We start from the raw sequence: 20,797 nt of genomic DNA, 5'->3' as shown, positions 1-20,797 counted from the left end.
AGAAATTACACTAGGTAGTGCCATATAAAAATGATTCTACCTAGTGTAATTTTTAAATAAACCTTATTCTCTATAAACTATCAAATCATCTACATAAATATAACTAATAATTATATTCTACTTTTGCATTCCGCCTCTAAAGCCCATTCTTTGACCTGTTCCATCACAGTTTCCTCTTTTTTCACCATTTTCTAAACTTTGATTTCCAGATCCTCCTTGACAATTCCTTCTACCTAATCCTTGCCCATCAGTTCTACATTTTCCAGATCCTTCACAGCCTTCTCCATTATATGGACAATTCTCATTGTATTGGCAGTAAGTATTTGTATCTTGGCTATCTATAGTAGCTTCATCAACTTGTGTTATTGTAGTAGTATTTTCATTTGTAGTTGTTGCTGCCTCCCCATCAGCCGCAAATGCCATAGCACCAGTACCTACTGTAAGGGCTGCAATTAATGATAAAGATAAAAATATTTTTTTCATGATTATACCTCCAACTTTAATATAATTTGCCACTTAAGATTATTTTTAAAACTCTCCTCTTAAGCAACTTTAATTATATAATAAAGGTAATATTTAATAGTTTAATGATAAACTTGTGATGGATTTGTGAAAATTTATTGTATTTCTATTAGTTTCTTTGGAATAATAAAATAAAAATCACTCCCAATTCCAACTTCACTTTCAACTCCATATTTAAATCCATGAGCTAATATTATTTCTTTAGAAATAGCTAAGCCTAACCCCATTCCCCCACTTTTTTCTCCTTTATAATATCTATCCCAAATATATTTAAGTTCTTCTGAATCTATCCCTTTTCCATAGTCTCTAATAGATATTTTTATATCTTCATTTAACTCTTCTACCCTAAAAAGTACACTTCCATCCTTTTTTCCTGAATGCTTCATAGCATTAATAAAAAAATTAGATACAACTCTAAATAAATAATTCTTATCTATTAAAACAAATATATTTTTATTAATTAAATTATCATCTATTTTTAATTCTAATTTATAACCCAAATTTTCATCATTTTTCAAATAGCAAATTAATCTACTATGACTTTCTTCTATAAACTCTTTTAAGCTACATTTTGAAAGTTTAATTAATTTATTATTATCCTTTAATCTAGATAATGTTAATATTTCACCAACAAGCTCTGTTAAGTTATCCACTTCTTTAATTATATTAGAAGCATACTCATTAACCTCTTCTCCAGATACTAATCCATCTTTTATAACTTCACTATTAGCTCTAATTACACTTAAAGGAGTTTTTAAATCATGACTAACATTTGCAATAAATTCTTTTTGCATATTATCTTTTATTTCAAGTTCTTTAGCCATTTCATCTATACTATCATTTAATTCTTGAATTTCATCTCCTGTATTAACCAAAAATTCCCCTTTATATATTCCTTTTGAAATATTGCTAGCTCTTTTTTGTAAAATTATAATTGGCTTTGTAAATTTATTACCTAAATAACTAGCTATCAAAGTTGACACAATTAATGAAAATAAAAATATTGATATAAGAATTAAATTAACGCTTTTTATTAAAGATTTTGTACCTTCATAACTTTTATAAACAACTATATCTCCATAATCTGTAGTCTTTTTAAGTCCTATGTATGTATCTCCATTTCTAGACTTAAATATCTCCTTTCCTTTTATGCTTTCAAAATCTATAGATTTCATCTGAGCCATTTGTCCCATCTGACCCATTTGTCCATGCCCATTCGCTGGTCTACACATATTAGAAATTTTTCCCTCATTTATTAACACAGCTGATATATTAGCTAGATCTGTAACAGTATTATTTTGAGCTGCTTCCAAAACATATTCACTTGCTTTTTCTAAATCTTTATACTCATTATTTATATAAATCTTTGGTAAAATAAAAGAGGTTAAAAGAAATCCTACAAGTGCTACTGCTAGATTCATAGCAAATAGATACTTAACCATTCTTTCAGTTATTTTATTCATTACTCTATTGTAAGGCTATAGCCTACCCTCCATACAGTTTTTAAGTTTTCTTTAAAGAAATCTATTTTTTCTCTAAGCTTTTTAACGTGAGTATCTACAGTTCTTGTATCTCCATAAAAATCATATCCCCACACACTTACTATTAAATCTTCTCTTGTGAAAACTCTATTTTTATTCTTAATTAAAAATATCATTAAATCATATTCTTTAGGAGTTAAAATAACTTCACTCTCCTTCTCAAATACTCTTCTATTTTCTTCTTCTATTTTTAAATCATTATACTTAATATCCTTAAAGTATTCTTTCTTATCACTATTAATTCTTAATGAAACCCTTAATACCAACTCTCTCATACTCAATGGCTTAACCATATAATCATCAGCACCAAGTTCAAATCCAAAAATTCTATCCTCTTCTTCCCCCCTGGCACTAGTTATAATTACTTGTGTTTTACTATTTAAAAATTTTATTTTCTTTAAAAGATACCATCCATCCTTATTAGGTAGCATTATATCTAATACAACCAAATCATATATATTATCTTCTATTAAACCTTCAGCTATCTTCCCATCATTAGCTAAAGTAACATCATATCCTTCTCTTTCCAGGTATAACTTTATAATTTTACTAAGTTGTTTTTCATCTTCCACCACTAATATCTTTTTCATAAAATCCTCCAAGGATTAAACATAAATATATAATCCCTTTTCTTAAATATCTGAATATCCAAATTAGCTAAACATTTTATAAATATTTACCTATATATTAATCTCATATTTTATAAAGATTATCAACTATATAATTATCCACAAATATCAATTTATTTATTTTTATCTTATCTAACATATTGAAATATTATAAACTAAATTCCCATTATTATATTTAACATCTAATATAATTTTAATTTTTATATTTTATAGCTGATTTCATAGGTATGGTTTCAATTTCTTCTTTTTCTTGTCCATTAATTTTATATTTTAATTTTGCTTCTATTACTGAATTCTCTTTTATTTTTATTTTATCTATTATTCCAAATAAATCTCTTGTAATATTATTTATTTTGGGATATATGTCTCCCATTGAAACTGTTAAGGCTTGCTTACCATCTACATTAATTTCTAAATATAAATACTCTATATTTTCTATATCATGTAACGCGTTAATTTCAAATCCATCTTGAATGTATATAACTTTTCCGATAGAAACTAACGTTATATTGTTAATTTCAATATCATCACTTAATATATTTGTTTTATAAATAGCGACTCTTTCTTTTCTAAAAATTATACTAAATAAAACAGTATTCACAATTATAGAAATTACTAGCATTATTGTTAAAATTTTTTTATTTTTCATTATCCTTCCCCCATAAAATAATTCTTAATCATAGTTTTTTATACTAAACTTTATACTATTATAAATATTTAAGATAATGTTTTAGAACCTCACATTTCAGAATATATTTTCACAATAGTATCACACCTGGAAATTTATTACTATAAATACATTTCATTATTTTACACTCTCCATAAAAATCATATTTTAACAATAAAGATTAAAAGAGTAAGGATAACTAAAATATTATACTTACTCTTTTAATTTATTTTAACTTTAAGATTTATACTCTGCTCCTGCACCTACTTTAGTTACTTGAACAGCAGTCATTTTATTTTTGCTTCCGTTAGTTATTTCATGCCACTCTCCAGTAGGTATAAATACTGTGCTTCCTTCACTTACATCAAATTCATTTTCTCCAACCTTAATTTTTCCTTCTCCCTTTAGAAATATAAAAATTTGCTCTCCACTTGGATGTCTATGACTTTTCAAAACTTGTCCTGGCTTAAAAAAGTAAACTTCTGAAGTAATATCATTTCCTGTAAAAACTGGAATCTTTGGTACGACCATATCATTGTATTGTTCTAATACTCCATTTAAAAGATGATTGTTAATATCCATCTAAATAACCTCCATATTAATAAAATTTAAATTTACTTAATTTTACTTAAATTTAGTATTACTTTTTAATCAGATATTATTCTATATAAATACTAGCGTTAAATTTTAAAAATATTATTATTTGATTTTTGTAGATATATAAATATATTATTTAAATGTAACTTATCAATATTTATATTAAATTAGCTTAACTTTTTATTAAGTATTATTGGCTTATTTAACATTAATATTACATATACTTTATTATATTTTTAACTTTTATACGATATAATTAATATATAATTACTAATTAAAAGGTAGGTAAATATTAAATGAAAACTAAACATTTGATAATTCTATCCTTTGATGCTGTTTCATCTGAGGATGTAGTTAAACTAAGAGAATTTAAAAATTTTAAGTATTTAATTGAAAATGGAAGTTTAATAAATAATATTGAAAGTGTTTATCCTACTTTAACTTATCCTGCACATTCTAGTATCATAACAGGAATGTATCCTAGTAAGCATGGAATTGTTAACAATACTTTAAATAAAGCATTTGATGCTAGCCCTGACTGGTATTGGTATAGTAAATATATTAAATCAAAAACTTTATTTGAATTAGCCAGAGAAAATGACTTAACCACAGCATCATTATTATGGCCTGTAACTGGTAGAAGCAGTATAGATTATAATTTACCTGAAATTTTCTGCACTAAGCCTTGGCATAATCAATTGGTAATGTCTATCTTATCTGGCTCTTTAAAATATCAACTTGATTTAAATAAAAGGTTTGGCCATATTAGAGATGGAATTTCTCAACCTGCTCTAGATAACTTTGTTCAAGAATCTGTAAAATATACAATATTAAAATATAAGCCTAACTTAATGCTTATCCACTTTACTGATGTTGATGCTCATAGACACTACCATGGATATAATAGTGTTGAAGCGAATGAAGCTTTAAAAAGACATGACATTAGACTAGGTGAATTAATAGATACCCTAAAAGAGGCTAATATACTAAAGGATAGTACAATTGTAGCTTTAGGGGATCATAGTACTATTGATGGAAATAATATGATTAATCTTAATGTGCTACTTAAGGAAAATGGATTGCTTGAAGTTGATTCAAAAGGTAAGTTAAAAAGTTATAAGGCTATAGCTAAAAGTTGTGATGGCTCTTCTTATATTTATTTAAAAAATAGAAACGATAAAGAAATATTGAATCTTGTTTCTACTATATTAAATGACTTCAAAAATACTTCTGACTCACCTATAGAATTTATATTAAACAATGAAGAAGCTGTTAATTGTGGTGCTGATCCGGAATGTAGCTTTATGCTTGAGGCAAAAAGAGGATTTTACTTTGTTGATGAGCTTTGTGGAAATGTTGTTGAAGAAGTTAATGAATGTGATATTGGAAAATTACCTCATAGAACTAAATCTACTCACGGATACTCTCCTACTAAAGATAACTATGGAACATTTTTAGTTGCCTTTGGAAAAGGAATTAAAAAAGGTATTGTTTTAGAAAGCGGAAAAATAATAAATCATGGACCTACTTTTGCAAAATTATTAGGATTAAATTTAGTAAATACTGATGGTATGGTAGAAGATAGAATTTTAGACTTATAAAAAAGTTCACCTATGTAAATTTTGCTTATTCCGTCGCTTTGCTCCAAGTCATCGCAAAATTACATAGGTGAACTTCAAAACCGAAGGATGGAAATTATAAAAAGTTATTCACAGGGTAAACTTTTTATAATTTCCTATATAGTAAATAATTTATATTATAAATTTAATTTAGGAAAATAGATCAATTAATGTTAAGTGTATAAAAGGTTAAAATCTATAAATTATGGGGGATTAATTATGAAATATTTAACCAAACAAGAAAAAAGCTGGGCTCTTTATGACTGGGCTAATTCTGCATACTCAATGACAATAACTTCATCTATATTGCCAATGTATTTTAAGTCTGTAGCTGAGGCTGGAGGTATGTCACCATCAAATTCTACAGCTCTTTGGGGATACACAATTTCTCTTTCTACTATGGTAGTATCTCTCCTTGCCCCTATTTTAGGAACTATCGCTGATTATAAAGGAAATAAAAAGAAGTTCTTTAAGTACTTTTTCTCTATTGGTGTTATTTTCACTATACTTCTTGCATTTATTCCTGCAAACAACCCTATACTTTTACTTCTTTGCTATGGATTTACTCTTGTTGGGTTTTCAGGAACAAATATATTTTATGATGCCTTTTTAGTAGATGTATCTACTAAAGAAAGAATGGATAAGGTTTCATCCTATGGATTTGCACTTGGATATATAGGAAGTACTATTCCTTTTATAATTTCAATAGGAGTTGTTTTGCTTACCCAAATGAAGATACTACCAATTACACTTCCAGCAGCATGTAAGTTAACATTTTTAATTACAGCTATTTGGTGGCTAATATTTACTATTCCTATACTTAAAAATGTTAATCAAGTATATTATATTGAACCTGAAGATAATCCTATTTCTAATTCCTTTAAAAGACTCTTTTCAACTATAAAAGAAATTAAAAATCATAGAAATATATTTTTATTCTTAATTGCATACTTTTTCTATATTGATGGTGTAGATACTATAATAGGAATGGCTTCTTCCTATGGTACAGATCTTGGAATATCTATGATTTCTTTACTTGTAATACTTCTTATTACACAATTTGTAGCTTTTCCATTTACAATCTTATATGGTAAGATGTCAGAGAAATACGGTGGAAAAAAGCTTCTTTATATTGGAATAATAACTTATATGATAATTTGTATATATGGATATTTTATTAAAAATGCCATAGGTTTTTGGATACTTGCAATGGCTGTAGGCTCTGCTCAAGGTGGTATCCAAGCAATATCTAGATCCTTCTATGGCAAAATGGTTCCTAAAGAAAATGCTAATGAATTTTTTGGATTCTATAATATATTTGGAAAATTTGCAGCAATTATGGGGCCATTCCTTGTTGCAATAATAACTCAAGGAACAGGTCAAACTAAAAATGGTATATTGAGCTTAATAATTTTATTTTCTATAGGCTTTTTCTGTTTAACTAAAGTAAAGGATGATAAAGATATTAATAAAGATTCCATTAGTAATGTGAGAAAGCCCAATAAAAATATTTAATATGTAATACAGGTTTCAATTTAATTTATATAGTCACTATAAAAAGTTCACCTATGTAAATTTTGCTTATGACCTTGCGACCCTCCAAGTCATCGCAAAATTACATAGGTGAACTTCAAAGCTGAATAAAGGAAATTATAAAAGTTATTCACAGAGTAAACTTTTTATAATTTCCAAAGAATAAAAAAAGATGTAGAAATTATTAAAAACTTCTACATCTTTTTGTTATTCATTTCATAGTAATTATTTATTTAGTTATTACATTTTAATTTTATAATCTAGTTAATCCTATGCTGTCATTTCTGATTTTCTTCCTTCTATCTTTTCGGCTATCTTTTCTCCAACATTTTTTAGAGCTATAGACATAATTAAAAATACTACTAGTATTACGCCTAAGATTAAGAAGTCTTTTCCTATTATGCTATAGTTGATTACTTCTGCAGATATAACTTCTCTTAAAGCCTCAACTGCATAAGTAAATGGCATAAATGGATTCAATGCTTTAAAGAATCCAGGTACTACTTCTAGTGGGAATGTACCTGCACATGAAGTAAGTTGAAGTATTAGTAATACTATACCTAGTAATCTTCCTGCATCACCTAATAATGAAATTAGGAATTGAATAATTGAAATAAACACTAGCGATAAGAATATATTTGTTGCTACATAAGCAACTACATTGCTTGTCTTTAATCCAAGCATTAATACTACCACACTTACAAGCACTGCTTGTAAAACACCTACAAATGCGTAAGATAAATATTTACCTGCTACCTTATCAAACTTAGATAAATTTTCTTCATCTCTAACATTTGCTGGTATTACAAAGAACATCATTATTGCACCTATCCATAATGAAAGTGGTATAAAGTATGGTGCAAATCCTGTTCCGTAATTTGGAATTTTATTTATTGACTCTAAATTCATATTAATTGGTTCTGATACAAATTCACCCATCGTATCTGCTGGATTTACTAATCCTTTTTCCATCTCATCTGCACCTTCATTAAGCTTAGTTGCTAATTCATTACTTCCATCATGAAGCTTTGTAACTCCATCGCTTAACTCTGGTACCTTTGATGTTAATTGAGATACTCCATCATTTAATGCTTTTTGTCCACTTACTAATTGGTTTGAACCATCAGCAAGTTTAACTGAACCGCTTACTAATTCATTTGAACCATTATAAAGTGCTGTTATTCCTGAACTTAATTCTGGCATATTAGATTTTAAAGCAATAGTTCCATCATTTAATTGTGTAGCACCTGCATTTAACTTATCTAATCCAGCATTTAAGTTTCCTGTGTTATCAGCTATAGCTTTTAATCCTAATCCAAATTCACTAGTATTAGGATCTAAACTAGCGTATAACCCATTTAATCCATTATCTAATTTTGAAGCTCCTTCTATTAATTTCTTAACTTCTGGTGCACTTTCAACAGCACTAGCTTGTATTCCTTGAGTTATTTGCATTGCTTGTTGTATCAATTGATTCTTTTCATCATTATTAGTAGATTTAGATGCTCTATCTAAAAGATTTTGTATCATTGCCGTTGCTTTAGTTGAATCTGATACACCACTTACTAACTGATTAATCCCTTTATTTAGTTCATTTGCTCCTGCTTTTAATTGACCAACACCTGGATATATTTTTCCTGTATAGGCATTATATATATTTTTACTTCCATCAGCTAATTGGTTTGCTCCTGATGAAGCTTCAGAAATTCCTGCCTTTAAGTCTCCCGCTCCTTTTGCTAAAGCATTTACTCCATTACTTAGTGTTGGAACTTTTCCGTATAATTGTCCAAGTCCTGAATTTAAAGCCTTAGAACCATTTGCTGCAGCTCCAATACCATCATTAAGTGCAACTTGTCCATTTACTAGTTGACCTGAACCATCGCCTAATTTGTTTGCTCCATCAACTAATTCTGGTACTTTTTCATTCATTGTGCTTAAACCATCATTAATTTGTTTACTTCCATCAGCAGCTTGAGTTAATCCGTCCTTAGCTTCGTATAAACTATCAAATGCTACTTCTACATAATTATTTGTTATTGTTTTAGTTATATTTGCCTTAAGTTCACCTTCTACTTTTGAGTTTATTTGTGCTGCTAAGAAGTTCTTTTTATCATTTGTTATAAACTCAATCTTTGCAACCTTTGGTGCTCCATCCTTAGCTGCTATAACCTTTGATGAAAAATCCTTTGGAATAACTACTTTTGCATAGTATTCTTTACCTTCTAGGCCTTCTTTAGCATCCTCTTCAGATGTTATAACCCATCCAATTTCGTTATTTCCCCTTAATTCTTCTTCAATATCCTTACCATAGTTAACCTTGTCCCCATCTAAGATGGTACCTTCATCTTTATTTACTACCGCAACGTTGACATCACTAAGTTTTGCATATGGATCCCAGAAAGCATATAAGTATAATAATGAATATAATAGTGGTACTATAATAATTGCAATTATCGATACTCGTATGAATCGGTTTTTAAATATGCTCTTGATGTCTTCCCCTGCAATCTTTAGGAAATTCATACAATCACCCTCTGTTTAATTTTTTGTACTGATTAGTCAGTTAATCAGTATGATATATTTATACTACTTTTGTACTGGGTAGTCAATATAATTTTTGAAAATTTTTTTAGGTTTTTTCATTAATTTTTAGAATAGTATAATGAAAACATTTACCAATAAATTCGAAATAAAAAAGTGGAAATATATAAATTTGCTTCTTCCGTCGCTCCGCTCCAAGTCAACGCAAACTTACATATTTCCACTTACAAACTGAAGATAAGAAAAGTATAAAAAAAGACTAGTCTATAGCTTTAAGTGCTTATAACTAACCTTTTTAAGAAATATTTTTAAATTTTTTGTATATTTATCACTTATATTATCAATTTATTATTTTTTATTATTTATCTATTTTTTAGTTCTATGTTTTTTATTATTTTAGCCGGATTTCCTCCTACTACAACATTATCTGGAACATCTTTAGTTACGACTGATCCTGAAGCTATTACAACATTATTTCCTATTGTGACTCCTGGATTTATAGTTGAATGCCCTCCTATCCAAACATTATCTCCTATAGTAACACTTTTCCCAAATTCATATTTTAGCCTTTCATTTGGATCTATTGGATGAGTTGCTGTATATATATGTACTCCTGGTGCAATAAAGCAATTTTTACCTATCTTTATTTCACATACATCAAGCATTATACAATCAAAATTTGCATAGAATCCTTCTCCGACATGTATGTTATATCCATAATCACATTTGAAATTGGGCTCTATATAAATATTTTCTCCTGTTGAACCGAAAAGCTCCTTTAATATTTTTTTACGCTCATCCAATTCTGTTTCTATAGTTGAATTAAATAATCTAGTTAGCTTTCTGGCTCTTAATCTTCCATTTACTAATTCTTCATCATTAGGATCATACGGTAATCCTTTAAGCATTTTTTCTTTTTCTTTCATGTCATACTCTCTCCTAAATCACAATAACTATTTCAATCTCTTTTTACATTTATTCCATATTGAAAATACTTCATAAATTTCTCAACTATTTCTTCATGGTCGTATTTATCTTCATTTAAAATTTCATAAAGAGCTGAAGAAACTAATACTCCAATTAAACCGTAGCTCAAGAAAGCTGGATCATCATTTTCGATAAATCCTCCATCCATTACAGCTCTAAACTTAAGTGAACTTCTATCTATAAGAGTTTTTATTTCTTCTCTTAACATATTATTTCTATCACCAGTTCCCCAAAGCTGGCTAACTATTACCTTAAATAAATCTTTGTTTTCATAAACATATTTAAGTTGAACCTTTGCAGAAACTTTTATTATTTCATATGGATTATCAATATCCTTTGTTGCTTCTTCTATTTCTTCATTTATAAGATTTATTCCTTCTTTAATTATAAACATAAAGAGTTCTTCTTTACTTTTAAAGTGATAATACAAGCTACCCTTAGCTACTCCAGCTCTAGCTACAACTTCATCCATTGTTGCTCCAGTATAACCATAACTAGAAAAAACCTTTATAGCTGATTCAAAGATAGCTCTTTTAGTTTTATTCATTAAGATCTCCACCTTCTTAGAAATTATCTTTTCTTATTTTGTCATAATAATCTACAATATTTTTCTCATACTCTTCATTAAACCTATCTGAACTTAGAAGAAAATCTGCTGCAGATTTATTCATTGCAATTGCTACGTCATATAGTACCCCTATTCTAAGTAGTGCTTTTACATCTGGATCATGAGGTTGAGATGTTAATGGATCCCAAAAGAAAATCATTAAATCTATTTCTCCATTTACTATGGCTGCTCCAATTTGTTGATCTCCTCCCATTGGTCCACTTTCAAAACCATGTACACTTAATCCAGTTTTTTCACTAATAAGCTTAGCAGTTGTTCCAGTTCCACAAAGTATATGTTTTTCTAATAACTCTTTATTTTCATACACCCATTCAATTAAAGCAGATTTTCTATTATCATGAGCTACAAGTGCTATTTTTTTTCTTTCACCCATTTTATATTTACTCATACCTCTCCCCCTAATCAACCAAAGGTTTATTTTTATTTAAAACTAAGAATAAATTTTTATCATCTCAGTTATTACTAAAATTATACATAACTAAATATTAATTTACAATGGTATATAACTTTTAATATTTTTTAAATATTCTGTAGTTTCATTATAAAATTATAGTTTACTAATAAAAATATAACCTTCTAAAGAGTTAAAAACCTTTAAAATAAAGCTATATTACTGATAAGTAGAATTTCAGTAATATAGCTTTTTATAATTTTATATGAATTTTTTTATATTATAACTTCTATATTTAGGTTTCCTTTGTCTTTAGGAATTAAATCATCTTTTGACTTTTCTCCATTTATAATAAGACCTTTATTTTCACCTCTTTTTACTTTTATACTATATTGCTCTTTTTCATTTTTAATGTTTATTTCGTATTCATTCCACGCCTCAGGAATACATGGTTTTATTTTATATCCTTTTCCTTCTATCTTCTTTAATCCTAATATATCCTCAAGTCCTACTTTATACATCCATCCTGATGCTCCTGTATACCAGCTCCATCCACCTCTTCCACCATGAGGCTCTTTTATATACACATCTGCTGCCATTACATATGGTTCTACTTTATAGCTTCTTGCTTCAAGCTCTGTATTAGAGTGATTTATTGGATTTATCATATTGTAATATCTCCATGCTTTATCACCTAATCCAAGCTTAGTTAAGGCTAAAATAACCCATACTGCTGCATGCGTATATTGACCACCATTTTCTCTAACTCCTGGTACATAACCTTTTATATATCCTGGTTCTAAAGTAGATTTATCAAAAGGTGGTGCTAGTAATTTTATAAGCCCCTTATCCTTATCTACAAGATGTTTATCAACTGCTTCCATAGCTTCTTTTACTCTTGTAGACTTTCCTGCATTAGAAATTATTGACCAACTTTGTGCTATTGCATCTATTTTACATTCATCATTTTCCCTTGATCCAAGAGGCTTTCCATCATCAAAGTATGCTCTTCTGTACCATCCTCCATCCCAAGCATTTTTCTCTAAGTTCTCTTGTATAAAGCTTTGGAATGTATTATATTCTTCTTCTTTTTCATTGTCTTTTCTATAATTACAAATTTCTTTAAATCCATCTAATATTTTATATAAGAACCAGCCTACCCAAACGCTTTCTCCTTCTCCTTTATTTCCTACAGTGCTCATTCCATCATTCCAATCTCCACTACCCATAAGAGGAATATTATGTTTTCCAAATCTTAACCCTTTATCTATAGCTTTTAAGCAGTGTTCATATATGCTTCCATTTTTTCTTGACTGATTTACTATTGTGTACCTTTCATCTTCTCCATCTCTTAATGGTTCATCCTCTAAATAAGGTACCTCTTCATCTAAAATACTATAATCACCTGTTGACTTTATATATTCAATTGTTACATAAGGTAACCATAATAAATCATCTGAAAATCTAGTTCTTATACCAGAATTAATTATTGGATGCCACCAGTGTTGGACATCTCCTTCAATATATTGTCTTGAAGCACTCCTTAAAATTTGTTCTCTTGTTATATTTGGATCTAGTACTCCTATTGCCATTGAGTCTTGAAGTTGATCTCTAAAGCCATAGGCTCCACCACTTTGATAAAATGCTGTTCTTGATAAATATCTACAAGCTAATGTCTGGTACATAAGCCACCCATTTAACATATAATCCATAGATAAATCTGGTGTCTTTACTTGTATATTTCCTAGGAAATTTGACCAATATTCTTTTATATTAGCTAATTCTTTATGAACATTCGCCATATTGCTATATTTATTTATTTTTTCTTCGATTAATTTCTCATCCTCTTCTTCACCAAAAATTATTACAATTTCCTTTTCTTCTCCGGCATCTAAATCTATATTTAATTGAGCTGCTAAACAAGGATCATAGACACTTCCATACACATTATTTAATTTATCTAAGGATAATGCCTTAGGAGCACTTAAGTCTTCACCTACACCTATAAAACTTTTTCTATCTCCTGTAAAGCTTTGCTCTTTATCACCATTAATAGATAAATAAGCCTTTAACTTGCCAAAATATTTTGAATAAGGATTTTGGCCATATATATATTTGCCTTGGGCATGGGTGCTTATATATTTAGCACTTCCATAATTATATACACCAAGTACTAACTGAGCGTAGTAAAATATAGATAAGCTTTTATTTGCATTTGATAAATTTTTAAGAGAAACCTTGCATAATTTCAACTTTTCTTCTTGTGGACAGAAAATCTTCATTTCACCACTAATGTTATATGCAGTATGTTTAAATGTTGAAACTCCAAAGCTATGCTCAACAATATACTCTCCACCGTCTCTTATTGGCATAGGAGTAATTGTAAAATATGCTCCTGTATTGTTATCTCTTATATATAAAGCTTCTCCTGTTGGATCCACAACCCAATCATTGCTCCAAGGCGTTATTTTATTTTCCCTACTGTTTCCACACCAGGTATAAGTTGAACCCACCTCGGAAATATGGAATCCAAAATCCTTATTAGAAATTACATTTATCCATGGTGCCGGAGTGTTTTCATAATCTTTAAGTCTTATAACATAACTTTTATCGATTTTATTAAAGCCTCCATAACCATTGAAGAAATCTAATTCTTCTATGTTTAAATGTTCATCCATAAGTTCAGTATTTCTTAATTCGCCTAATTTATTCTCATTATTCTTATTAAATTTTCTTAAACCATACTCTTTTAATGCTTTATTTGAAGCCTTATCTTTTTTATTTATTTCCTTATCTACAAAGCTCTTTATATAATCACTTTCGTTTATATTTACTCTTATTCTATTAATATGTGATAACTCTTCTTTATTCTTATAATCATCATATTTGTATTCTATTGATTCTATTAATTGCTTTGCTAAAGTGCCTTCAGATGAATTTATATAAATTTTTGCTATTCCTATTATAAATCTTTTTACATTATCATCCATTGTTGATTTGTTATGAATAAAAATTCCACCTGATTTATTTAAGCTTTCTCTTTCAACAGAATTTTTCACTGTAGACATAATATTTTTTTGTAATGGTTCTTCATATGATATTTCTTCTTCATTGTAAATTATTAAATCTGATTTTATTCCTTTATTTCTAAAGTAATAATGCATATTAATAACTTGCCTTAATAAATCAATGTCGTCTTCTGTTTCTAATACTAAAAATATTATAGGTAAATCTCCTGATATTCCATAAGACCATAAATTTTCTTGATTCATACTAATATTCTTTATATAATATTCTCTATTTTTTCTTCCACTGTGTAAGTATAAAATATAAGATGCCAAGCTTTGATATATATTAGCTTGAGCAGATCTAATACCCATATGCTTAATCTCTAATTGATTAGCATAATTATAAGCTTCATATTCTTTTTCTATCCTTGGAATATCCTTATATTTTTTAATAATATCTATTACTTCTTCCTTTGATTCTCCAACTCCTGTTAAATAGTAAATCTCTTTTTCTTCTCCTGCTTTAAGAGTAACTGCGCTTCTTATACTCATTATAGGGTCTAGTACTATTCCAATTGTATTTTGAAGTGGTGTATCATTATCCATAACTTCTGGAGATTTTAAACTTCTATTTCTTCCTATAAAGTTTAGCCTTGATGTTTCATAAGTTAAGTCCCCATCTAACTCATAATTTGTAGCTACAGTATGGAATATGTATGGAGTAACTGCTCCTTTAGCTCTAGGTCTTCTATTACCTATTAAGCTTTTGGTTTCTTCATCATATTCTGTGCTTATGAAAAGATTTGAGAAACTTGGATGAACTGCATCTCCTTCAAATGATTGTAAAGTTACTTCTAAATAACTTGTTACTTCTAAGCATCTTGATTTATCACCAGTATTTTTTAATGTTAATTTCCTTATTTCTAAATTATCTTCACATGCTAAAGTGATTTCATAATTAGTTTTTATGCTTCCATCTTTTCTTTCATATTTTGCTTTATCTAGAGTAAATTCAACTAAATAATCATCATTCTCTTCCTTACAAGGTTCATAAGCAGCACTCCAGTAATCATTTGAGTTTAAGTTCTTTATATAAAAGAACATTCCACTTGAATCAGATGTACTATCACCTTTCCATCTGTATACTGTCATATCATCCTTTCTAGAATATCCACTACCACTATCTGCAATCATAGTAGAATATGTACCATTTGATAACAGTAATACTTCTGAATTTTCTCTTTTAGTTCCTTTAAATCTTCTTGGGATGAAATCTTCTTTTTCTATCTTTATATTATTTTTATTAGTAATATCTACTTCTCTTTCAAAGGTTATATTTTGAGGGACCTTTTCCTTTAGAAGAATTTCAACTGCTTTTATTTCTGGTATATTATGAAACCTCTTCTTTAATATATTATTATTTAATATATTATCTAAAGCCAAAAGGGACATTCCTAAATGGTGAACCATATAACATCTTACTTGTTTTGCTTCGTCTTTAGATTTTTCATCACTATAATCAATTGATTCTATAAACCCATATCTACCAAATGCTTTAATGTCATATAATTTTTTAAGATTCTCTATTGATCCTTTTCTATCATAAGGTAACGTCATTATTGAAGAATATGGAGATACAACAACATCTTCTTCTAGCCCTCTCTTTAAACCTATTCCAGGTACTCCAAAGGCTTTATATTGATAGTTTTGGTTTATATCAAATTCATAATAAGCTGACTCTGATATTCCCCATGGAATGTTTTTCTTTTCGCCATAATTTTTTTGAGCATTTATTACTGAGGAATATGTTAAATCCCATATAGTCTTTTTAAAACTTTTCATTATTTGGAATGGCATGAAATACTCAAACATAGTACCACTCCATGAAGCCAAGCTTTTTTCACCAAAGGCCTTTGTCATATTTCTACTTAAGTTATACCAATGTTCTTTTGGAATCTCACCTCTTGCTATAGCTAAAAATGAGGATATTCTTGCTTCTGATGCCATTAAATCATAATAAGAATTTCCTAAGGATTTTTCTTCAACATTATATCCTATAGCAAAAAGACCTCTGTTTTTGCTGTATAAGAAACTAAAGTTCATATCTTCCATTATGCTATCTATTTCTGAATAAATAAGCTTAAGTCTTTCATCAAATTCTCTTAAATTATTTATTTTTTTAGATAATATTTCTCTAAACTCTTCACCTGAAGAATTCTTTATATCTTCTAATCTATCTATTAACTCCATTAATGTTGGTGATTTATAATTTTCAAAAGAATCTATAACTATTTTTTCTATACCATCAAATATATAATCATAAAAATCTATTTTTATTTCTATTTCTTTTTTCAATTTTTTTAGCCAATAATATTCACTCTTGTCTTTTTCATTATTTTCTTTATTTTTCTCTAGTTTATCATTTACTCTCTTTAGCTCATCTAATAAAATATTTTTATAATCCTTCAAATCTATATTATCAGGTAAACCATCGTAAAATTCTTCTTTTTCATCTTTTCTAATTAAGCTATAGGTATCTTTTATTGCAAAAATTTCTTTTTCTCTAACTATTGGATCATTATTGAAATCCTTTATAGTTTCTTTAATTATCCACAGGTATCCTAAAAGATTTCCACTATCTACTGTTGATACATATCTAGGCCAAAGTGGTTCTTTTGTTTTTGTATCATACCAATTTAAGTAATGACCTTTAAACTTTTCTAAACCTCTCATACCATCTAGTATTAATTCTGTTCTATAAACAACTTCTCCTATTGATATATATCCTAAGTCATAAGCTGTTAGATTAGTAATCAATCCCATACCTATATTAGTAGGTGATGTTCTATGAGCTAATCCTTTAAATGGCTTTTCTTGATAATTGTCTGGTGCTAAATAATTATTTTCTTCGTTTATAAAATCTTCATAATAAGCCCATATTCTTCTGCTACTTTCTCTTAAAAATTCTTCATCCTCTAACTCTATTCTATCCTCTACAAATATCGCTTCTTTTGATATTTTGCATGCTATTGCAGGCGCTATAGCCCAAAGGATAAAAATTACTATTGTTGCTATTAAAACTTCTATAGAATTATCTAAACTAAGTAATAATACTACTAAAGATACGCCTACTGATATCCACATTTTTTGATAATACCACATATATGTATTTTTTACTGACTTCTCAACTCTATCAGCAGTTTTCCATTGAAGTAAATTCTTTTTAGATATAAGTAATCTATAAATTGTTCTAAATATAGCATCAAACATTAACCACGCTTGATATGGGATAAAACTTAATATCAATATTATTTGTTTTGAATTTTTAAAGGTTCCCATAAGCTTATTTTTAGGAGTTACAACAAAATCTGTTACTGTAAATACTAATGGTGTTATTAAAGCTAAGAATAGCAATATTGATATTTGCACTGCTCCATTTAATACTGTTAAGACTGCTAGTAAAGCTATTAGTAAGCTTGGTGCTAATAAACTTCTTCTAAGATTATCTATAATCTTCCACTTAGATATTGCTGATAATTTCTTTGAAAATATCCAACCTGATATTTGCCAGTCTCCTCTTACCCATCTATGAAGTCTTAAAGCACTTGAAATATAACTAGATGGATATCCATCTATAACTTCAACATCTGTTATTAGTGCACATCTTGTTAAGACACCTTCTATTAAATCGTGAGATAAAACCTTATTCTCTGGAATTTCATCTTTTAGAACATCATAGAAAGTATCTATTTCTATAATTCCCTTTCCGGTAAATATTCCTTCTCCAAAAAGATCCTGATATGTATCTGATGAAGCTGTAGAATAAGCATCTACCCCTGCTTCACCTGCAAAAACTTCTGAAAAATATGTTTTATGTTTATCTTCTAAGTGTACACCTACTTTTGGTTGCATTATTCCATACCCTCTAACTACAACCTGATTTTCTGTGCAAGGAGTATTTAATATATGGCTCATAGCTCCTATAAGTTTTTTAGCTGCTCCTATAGGTAAAAATGTATCACTATCTAAAGTTATAATATATTTTGCACTTTTTAATGAGTCTATCTTACTGCTCAGTACATTATATGTAGTTTCTTCACTACCTCTTACAAGTGCCATAAATTCCATGAGCTTTCCTCTTTTTCTTTCATAGCCCATGAAAACTCCTTCTGCCTTATTGTATAATCTCTTTCTGTTAAAGAAGAAAAATCTATCTTCTCCATCTATTGAATATTTTTTATTTAATTCTTTTGTAAACTTTATTGCTTCATCATTTATAGATTTATCTAAAGGTTCACTTTCATTATTACTGTCACATAAATCTCCAAGTAAAGCGAAAAATATATTTTTATCTCTATTAGCTAAATAATAAATTTCTAATTTTTTTAATAATTCAACTGCACCTTTTCCTGAGCTTAATATTGCAGGAATAACTACTATAGTTCTTTGACTTTCTGGAACTCCCTTTGAGTAATCCATTTTAGATATAAAGCTAACAGGAGTTACCTTTGCTATAAACCAATTAAATAATGATATTACAACCTCACTTGATGGAATTATCATCAATATAAATGCTAATATATATTGTCCTATGTTAAAGTTTAATGGTATTAAGTATGTTAATAGTAAGACTACTAAATCTATTAACATTGTTCCAAAAAATATTGTTGATAAATATGTCGCTCTTGAAATTTTTCTATCTATATTCTTATTAATATTAAACCTTTTTAATACATCCTTTATTCCTTCATCTACTATGTAATAACCTATATGCCTTTTATATGGATCCTTATCTTCAAGATACAAAGTACTAAGCTCTAACGCTGTTTTAACTAACTCTAGTTCTTTTATATCTATCTTTCTTGAAATTTCTTCTATCTTATGTCTATAATAATCTTTTGTTTCAAAGTCCATTTCTTCATAAATTTCTGCTGGGTCTTGTTGTAATATTTTCTCCACATTTGATGTTTCTGAAAAGAATCTCTTCCAATTTACAGAATCCATTATTCTTAGCGAACTTATAATCCGTCCTATTGTTGTAGCTATATTCCCTTCTCTTATATGATCTTTTATTATTTCCTTTTCAAAGCTTGTATTTTCCTTGTCCTTTAATCTATCTAGAGCAAATTTATATATTCTTTCATCATCTATTGAGTTATTTCTTAAAATATTAAAAAACTTATCTAAAAATTCTGGTGAAAATAGACCATCATGGAGAATATCCTCATCTCCCATATAATTAATTTTAGAAATATCTTTTGTAGTATCTTCTACTTCAATTGGATATTTACTTTCTAACTTAGATAATAATATATCTAACTTTTGATTATTGTAAGAATCTATAACTGTATTTGCTAAGTCCTTTGCTCCTAATCGTTGTTTTTGAAGAACTACCATATCATTGGTTATAATTGCTAAGTTTGTAATTAATGCAATTCTAAGCATTAACGGGAAAGCCCAAAGTTCTCCTATTGTAAATATTTCTCCTTGCTCATTTATAAATTTTATTATTTCACTTTCTTCTATTGTATTTTGATTTTTTTCAATATAATTTTTTGCTAAAATATATACTCTTGGATATTCTATATCTTCCATTGTAACAGTTGGTAAGTTATCAAAATAATTAATTGGTAAATTGAATTTTATTGCTTTATATTCCTTTTCTATTAAATATACATTATCTAATAACCATTCAGCTGAAGAAATTACATCTTCACCATGCTTTGCAAGCTTATTTAAATATTTATGATTATGAATTATACCTTTAAAGGCTTCATTTAACTCCATTAATACTGTTTTTCTGCCACTTTTTAAAACCTCTTCCTTCATAAATAAATACTCCTCTACTCTTTAATTTAAATAAATTTATTGTTATACTAAAATGAATTTTTCTTGTTAAAAATATACTTAAACTTATTCATTTTAGATTTTTCTATAATTTCTTTTATTAAAAAATCTTCTTTAAGAATTATACCCATAGGATAAGTTTATTATTTGCAGAATTAAGGATTTTTACTCATGAAGAAAAAGAAAGTCTAGTGAAAATTAGATAAATAAAAAAGTGGACATAAAAATTGGCTTCTGCACAATGAACTAATTTAGTTCATTGTGCAGAAGCCAATTTTATTAGTAAA

General features: G+C 28.1%; 12 protein-coding genes. 2 read left to right on the top strand and 10 right to left on the bottom strand.

What is annotated here, in order from left to right; all coding sequences use genetic code 11:
- Positions 1–117: 117 nt before the first annotated feature.
- The 5 genes from ACZJV1_RS02720 to ACZJV1_RS02700 form a co-directional block, all read right to left on the bottom strand.
- The gene (locus ACZJV1_RS02720) at positions 118–483 is read right to left on the bottom strand and encodes a hypothetical protein (RefSeq protein WP_460286056.1); all 366 of its coding nucleotides are present in this window, start codon (positions 481–483) and stop codon (positions 118–120) included.
- Between the two features lie 134 nt (positions 484–617).
- A complete protein-coding gene (locus ACZJV1_RS02715; protein ID WP_460286055.1) occupies positions 618–1,985 on the bottom strand; it encodes a sensor histidine kinase in 1,368 nt (455 codons plus the stop codon).
- A complete protein-coding gene (locus tag ACZJV1_RS02710) occupies positions 1,985–2,653 on the bottom strand; it encodes a response regulator transcription factor (RefSeq protein ID WP_463651335.1) in 669 nt (222 codons plus the stop codon). Before ACZJV1_RS02710 ends, ACZJV1_RS02715 begins: the two co-directional genes overlap by 1 nt.
- Positions 2,654–2,885: 232 nt before the next feature.
- Entirely contained in the window at positions 2,886–3,341 is a 456-nt protein-coding gene (locus ACZJV1_RS02705; RefSeq protein WP_463651334.1) for a hypothetical protein, read from the bottom strand.
- A 255-nt stretch (positions 3,342–3,596) separates the two neighbouring features.
- Positions 3,597–3,941: a cupin domain-containing protein gene (locus ACZJV1_RS02700; RefSeq protein WP_411169736.1), complete on the bottom strand. Its 345-nt coding sequence runs from the start codon at positions 3,939–3,941 to the stop codon at positions 3,597–3,599.
- Between the two features lie 311 nt (positions 3,942–4,252).
- Between ACZJV1_RS02700 and ACZJV1_RS02695 the strand changes: the two genes are divergently transcribed.
- Complete coding sequence (locus ACZJV1_RS02695; RefSeq protein ID WP_463651333.1) at positions 4,253–5,557, top strand: alkaline phosphatase family protein; 1,305 nt, start codon at positions 4,253–4,255, stop codon at positions 5,555–5,557.
- Between the two features lie 237 nt (positions 5,558–5,794).
- A complete protein-coding gene (locus ACZJV1_RS02690) occupies positions 5,795–7,090 on the top strand; it encodes an MFS transporter (protein WP_463651332.1) in 1,296 nt (431 codons plus the stop codon).
- 288 nt (positions 7,091–7,378) lie between these two features.
- Here ACZJV1_RS02690 and ACZJV1_RS02685 read toward each other — a convergent pair whose 3' ends face one another.
- The 5 genes from ACZJV1_RS02685 to ACZJV1_RS02665 form a co-directional block, all read right to left on the bottom strand.
- Positions 7,379–9,631: a YhgE/Pip family protein gene (locus tag ACZJV1_RS02685; RefSeq protein ID WP_463651331.1), complete on the bottom strand. Its 2,253-nt coding sequence runs from the start codon at positions 9,629–9,631 to the stop codon at positions 7,379–7,381.
- A 380-nt stretch (positions 9,632–10,011) separates the two neighbouring features.
- Positions 10,012–10,575: a sugar O-acetyltransferase gene (locus ACZJV1_RS02680; RefSeq protein WP_460286050.1), complete on the bottom strand. Its 564-nt coding sequence runs from the start codon at positions 10,573–10,575 to the stop codon at positions 10,012–10,014.
- Between the two features lie 32 nt (positions 10,576–10,607).
- A complete protein-coding gene (locus tag ACZJV1_RS02675; RefSeq protein ID WP_411169731.1) occupies positions 10,608–11,183 on the bottom strand; it encodes a TetR/AcrR family transcriptional regulator in 576 nt (191 codons plus the stop codon).
- A 16-nt stretch (positions 11,184–11,199) separates the two neighbouring features.
- Entirely contained in the window at positions 11,200–11,652 is a 453-nt protein-coding gene (locus tag ACZJV1_RS02670; RefSeq protein ID WP_411169730.1) for a methylglyoxal synthase, read from the bottom strand.
- A gap of 278 nt (positions 11,653–11,930) precedes the next feature.
- On the bottom strand, positions 11,931–20,492 hold the full coding sequence (locus tag ACZJV1_RS02665; protein WP_463651330.1) for a GH36-type glycosyl hydrolase domain-containing protein: 8,562 nt from the start codon (positions 20,490–20,492) through the stop codon (positions 11,931–11,933).
- Positions 20,493–20,797 lie beyond the last annotated feature (305 nt).

This window comes from Clostridium sp. LS3 (assembly GCF_055330225.1).
Note: the sequence above shows the minus strand (reverse complement) of the source record. Positions and strands in the feature narration are given on the sequence as shown.

Excerpts from the sequence above, each read along its gene's own strand:
- ACZJV1_RS02665 (WP_463651330.1), bottom strand. The coding sequence starts at position 20,492 with ATGAAGGAAGAGGTTTTAAAAAGTGGCAGAAAAACAGTATTAATGGAG.
- ACZJV1_RS02720 (WP_460286056.1), bottom strand. The coding sequence starts at position 483 with ATGAAAAAAATATTTTTATCTTTATCATTAATTGCAGCCCTTACAGTA.
- ACZJV1_RS02690 (WP_463651332.1), top strand. The coding sequence starts at position 5,795 with ATGAAATATTTAACCAAACAAGAAAAAAGCTGGGCTCTTTATGACTGG.
- ACZJV1_RS02710 (WP_463651335.1), bottom strand. The coding sequence starts at position 2,653 with ATGAAAAAGATATTAGTGGTGGAAGATGAAAAACAACTTAGTAAAATT.
- ACZJV1_RS02700 (WP_411169736.1), bottom strand. The coding sequence starts at position 3,941 with ATGGATATTAACAATCATCTTTTAAATGGAGTATTAGAACAATACAAT.
- ACZJV1_RS02715 (WP_460286055.1), bottom strand. The coding sequence starts at position 1,985 with ATGAATAAAATAACTGAAAGAATGGTTAAGTATCTATTTGCTATGAAT.
- ACZJV1_RS02705 (WP_463651334.1), bottom strand. The coding sequence starts at position 3,341 with ATGAAAAATAAAAAAATTTTAACAATAATGCTAGTAATTTCTATAATT.
- ACZJV1_RS02670 (WP_411169730.1), bottom strand. The coding sequence starts at position 11,652 with ATGAGTAAATATAAAATGGGTGAAAGAAAAAAAATAGCACTTGTAGCT.
- ACZJV1_RS02675 (WP_411169731.1), bottom strand. The coding sequence starts at position 11,183 with ATGAATAAAACTAAAAGAGCTATCTTTGAATCAGCTATAAAGGTTTTT.
- ACZJV1_RS02695 (WP_463651333.1), top strand. The coding sequence starts at position 4,253 with ATGAAAACTAAACATTTGATAATTCTATCCTTTGATGCTGTTTCATCT.
- ACZJV1_RS02680 (WP_460286050.1), bottom strand. The coding sequence starts at position 10,575 with ATGAAAGAAAAAGAAAAAATGCTTAAAGGATTACCGTATGATCCTAAT.
- ACZJV1_RS02685 (WP_463651331.1), bottom strand. The coding sequence starts at position 9,631 with ATGAATTTCCTAAAGATTGCAGGGGAAGACATCAAGAGCATATTTAAA.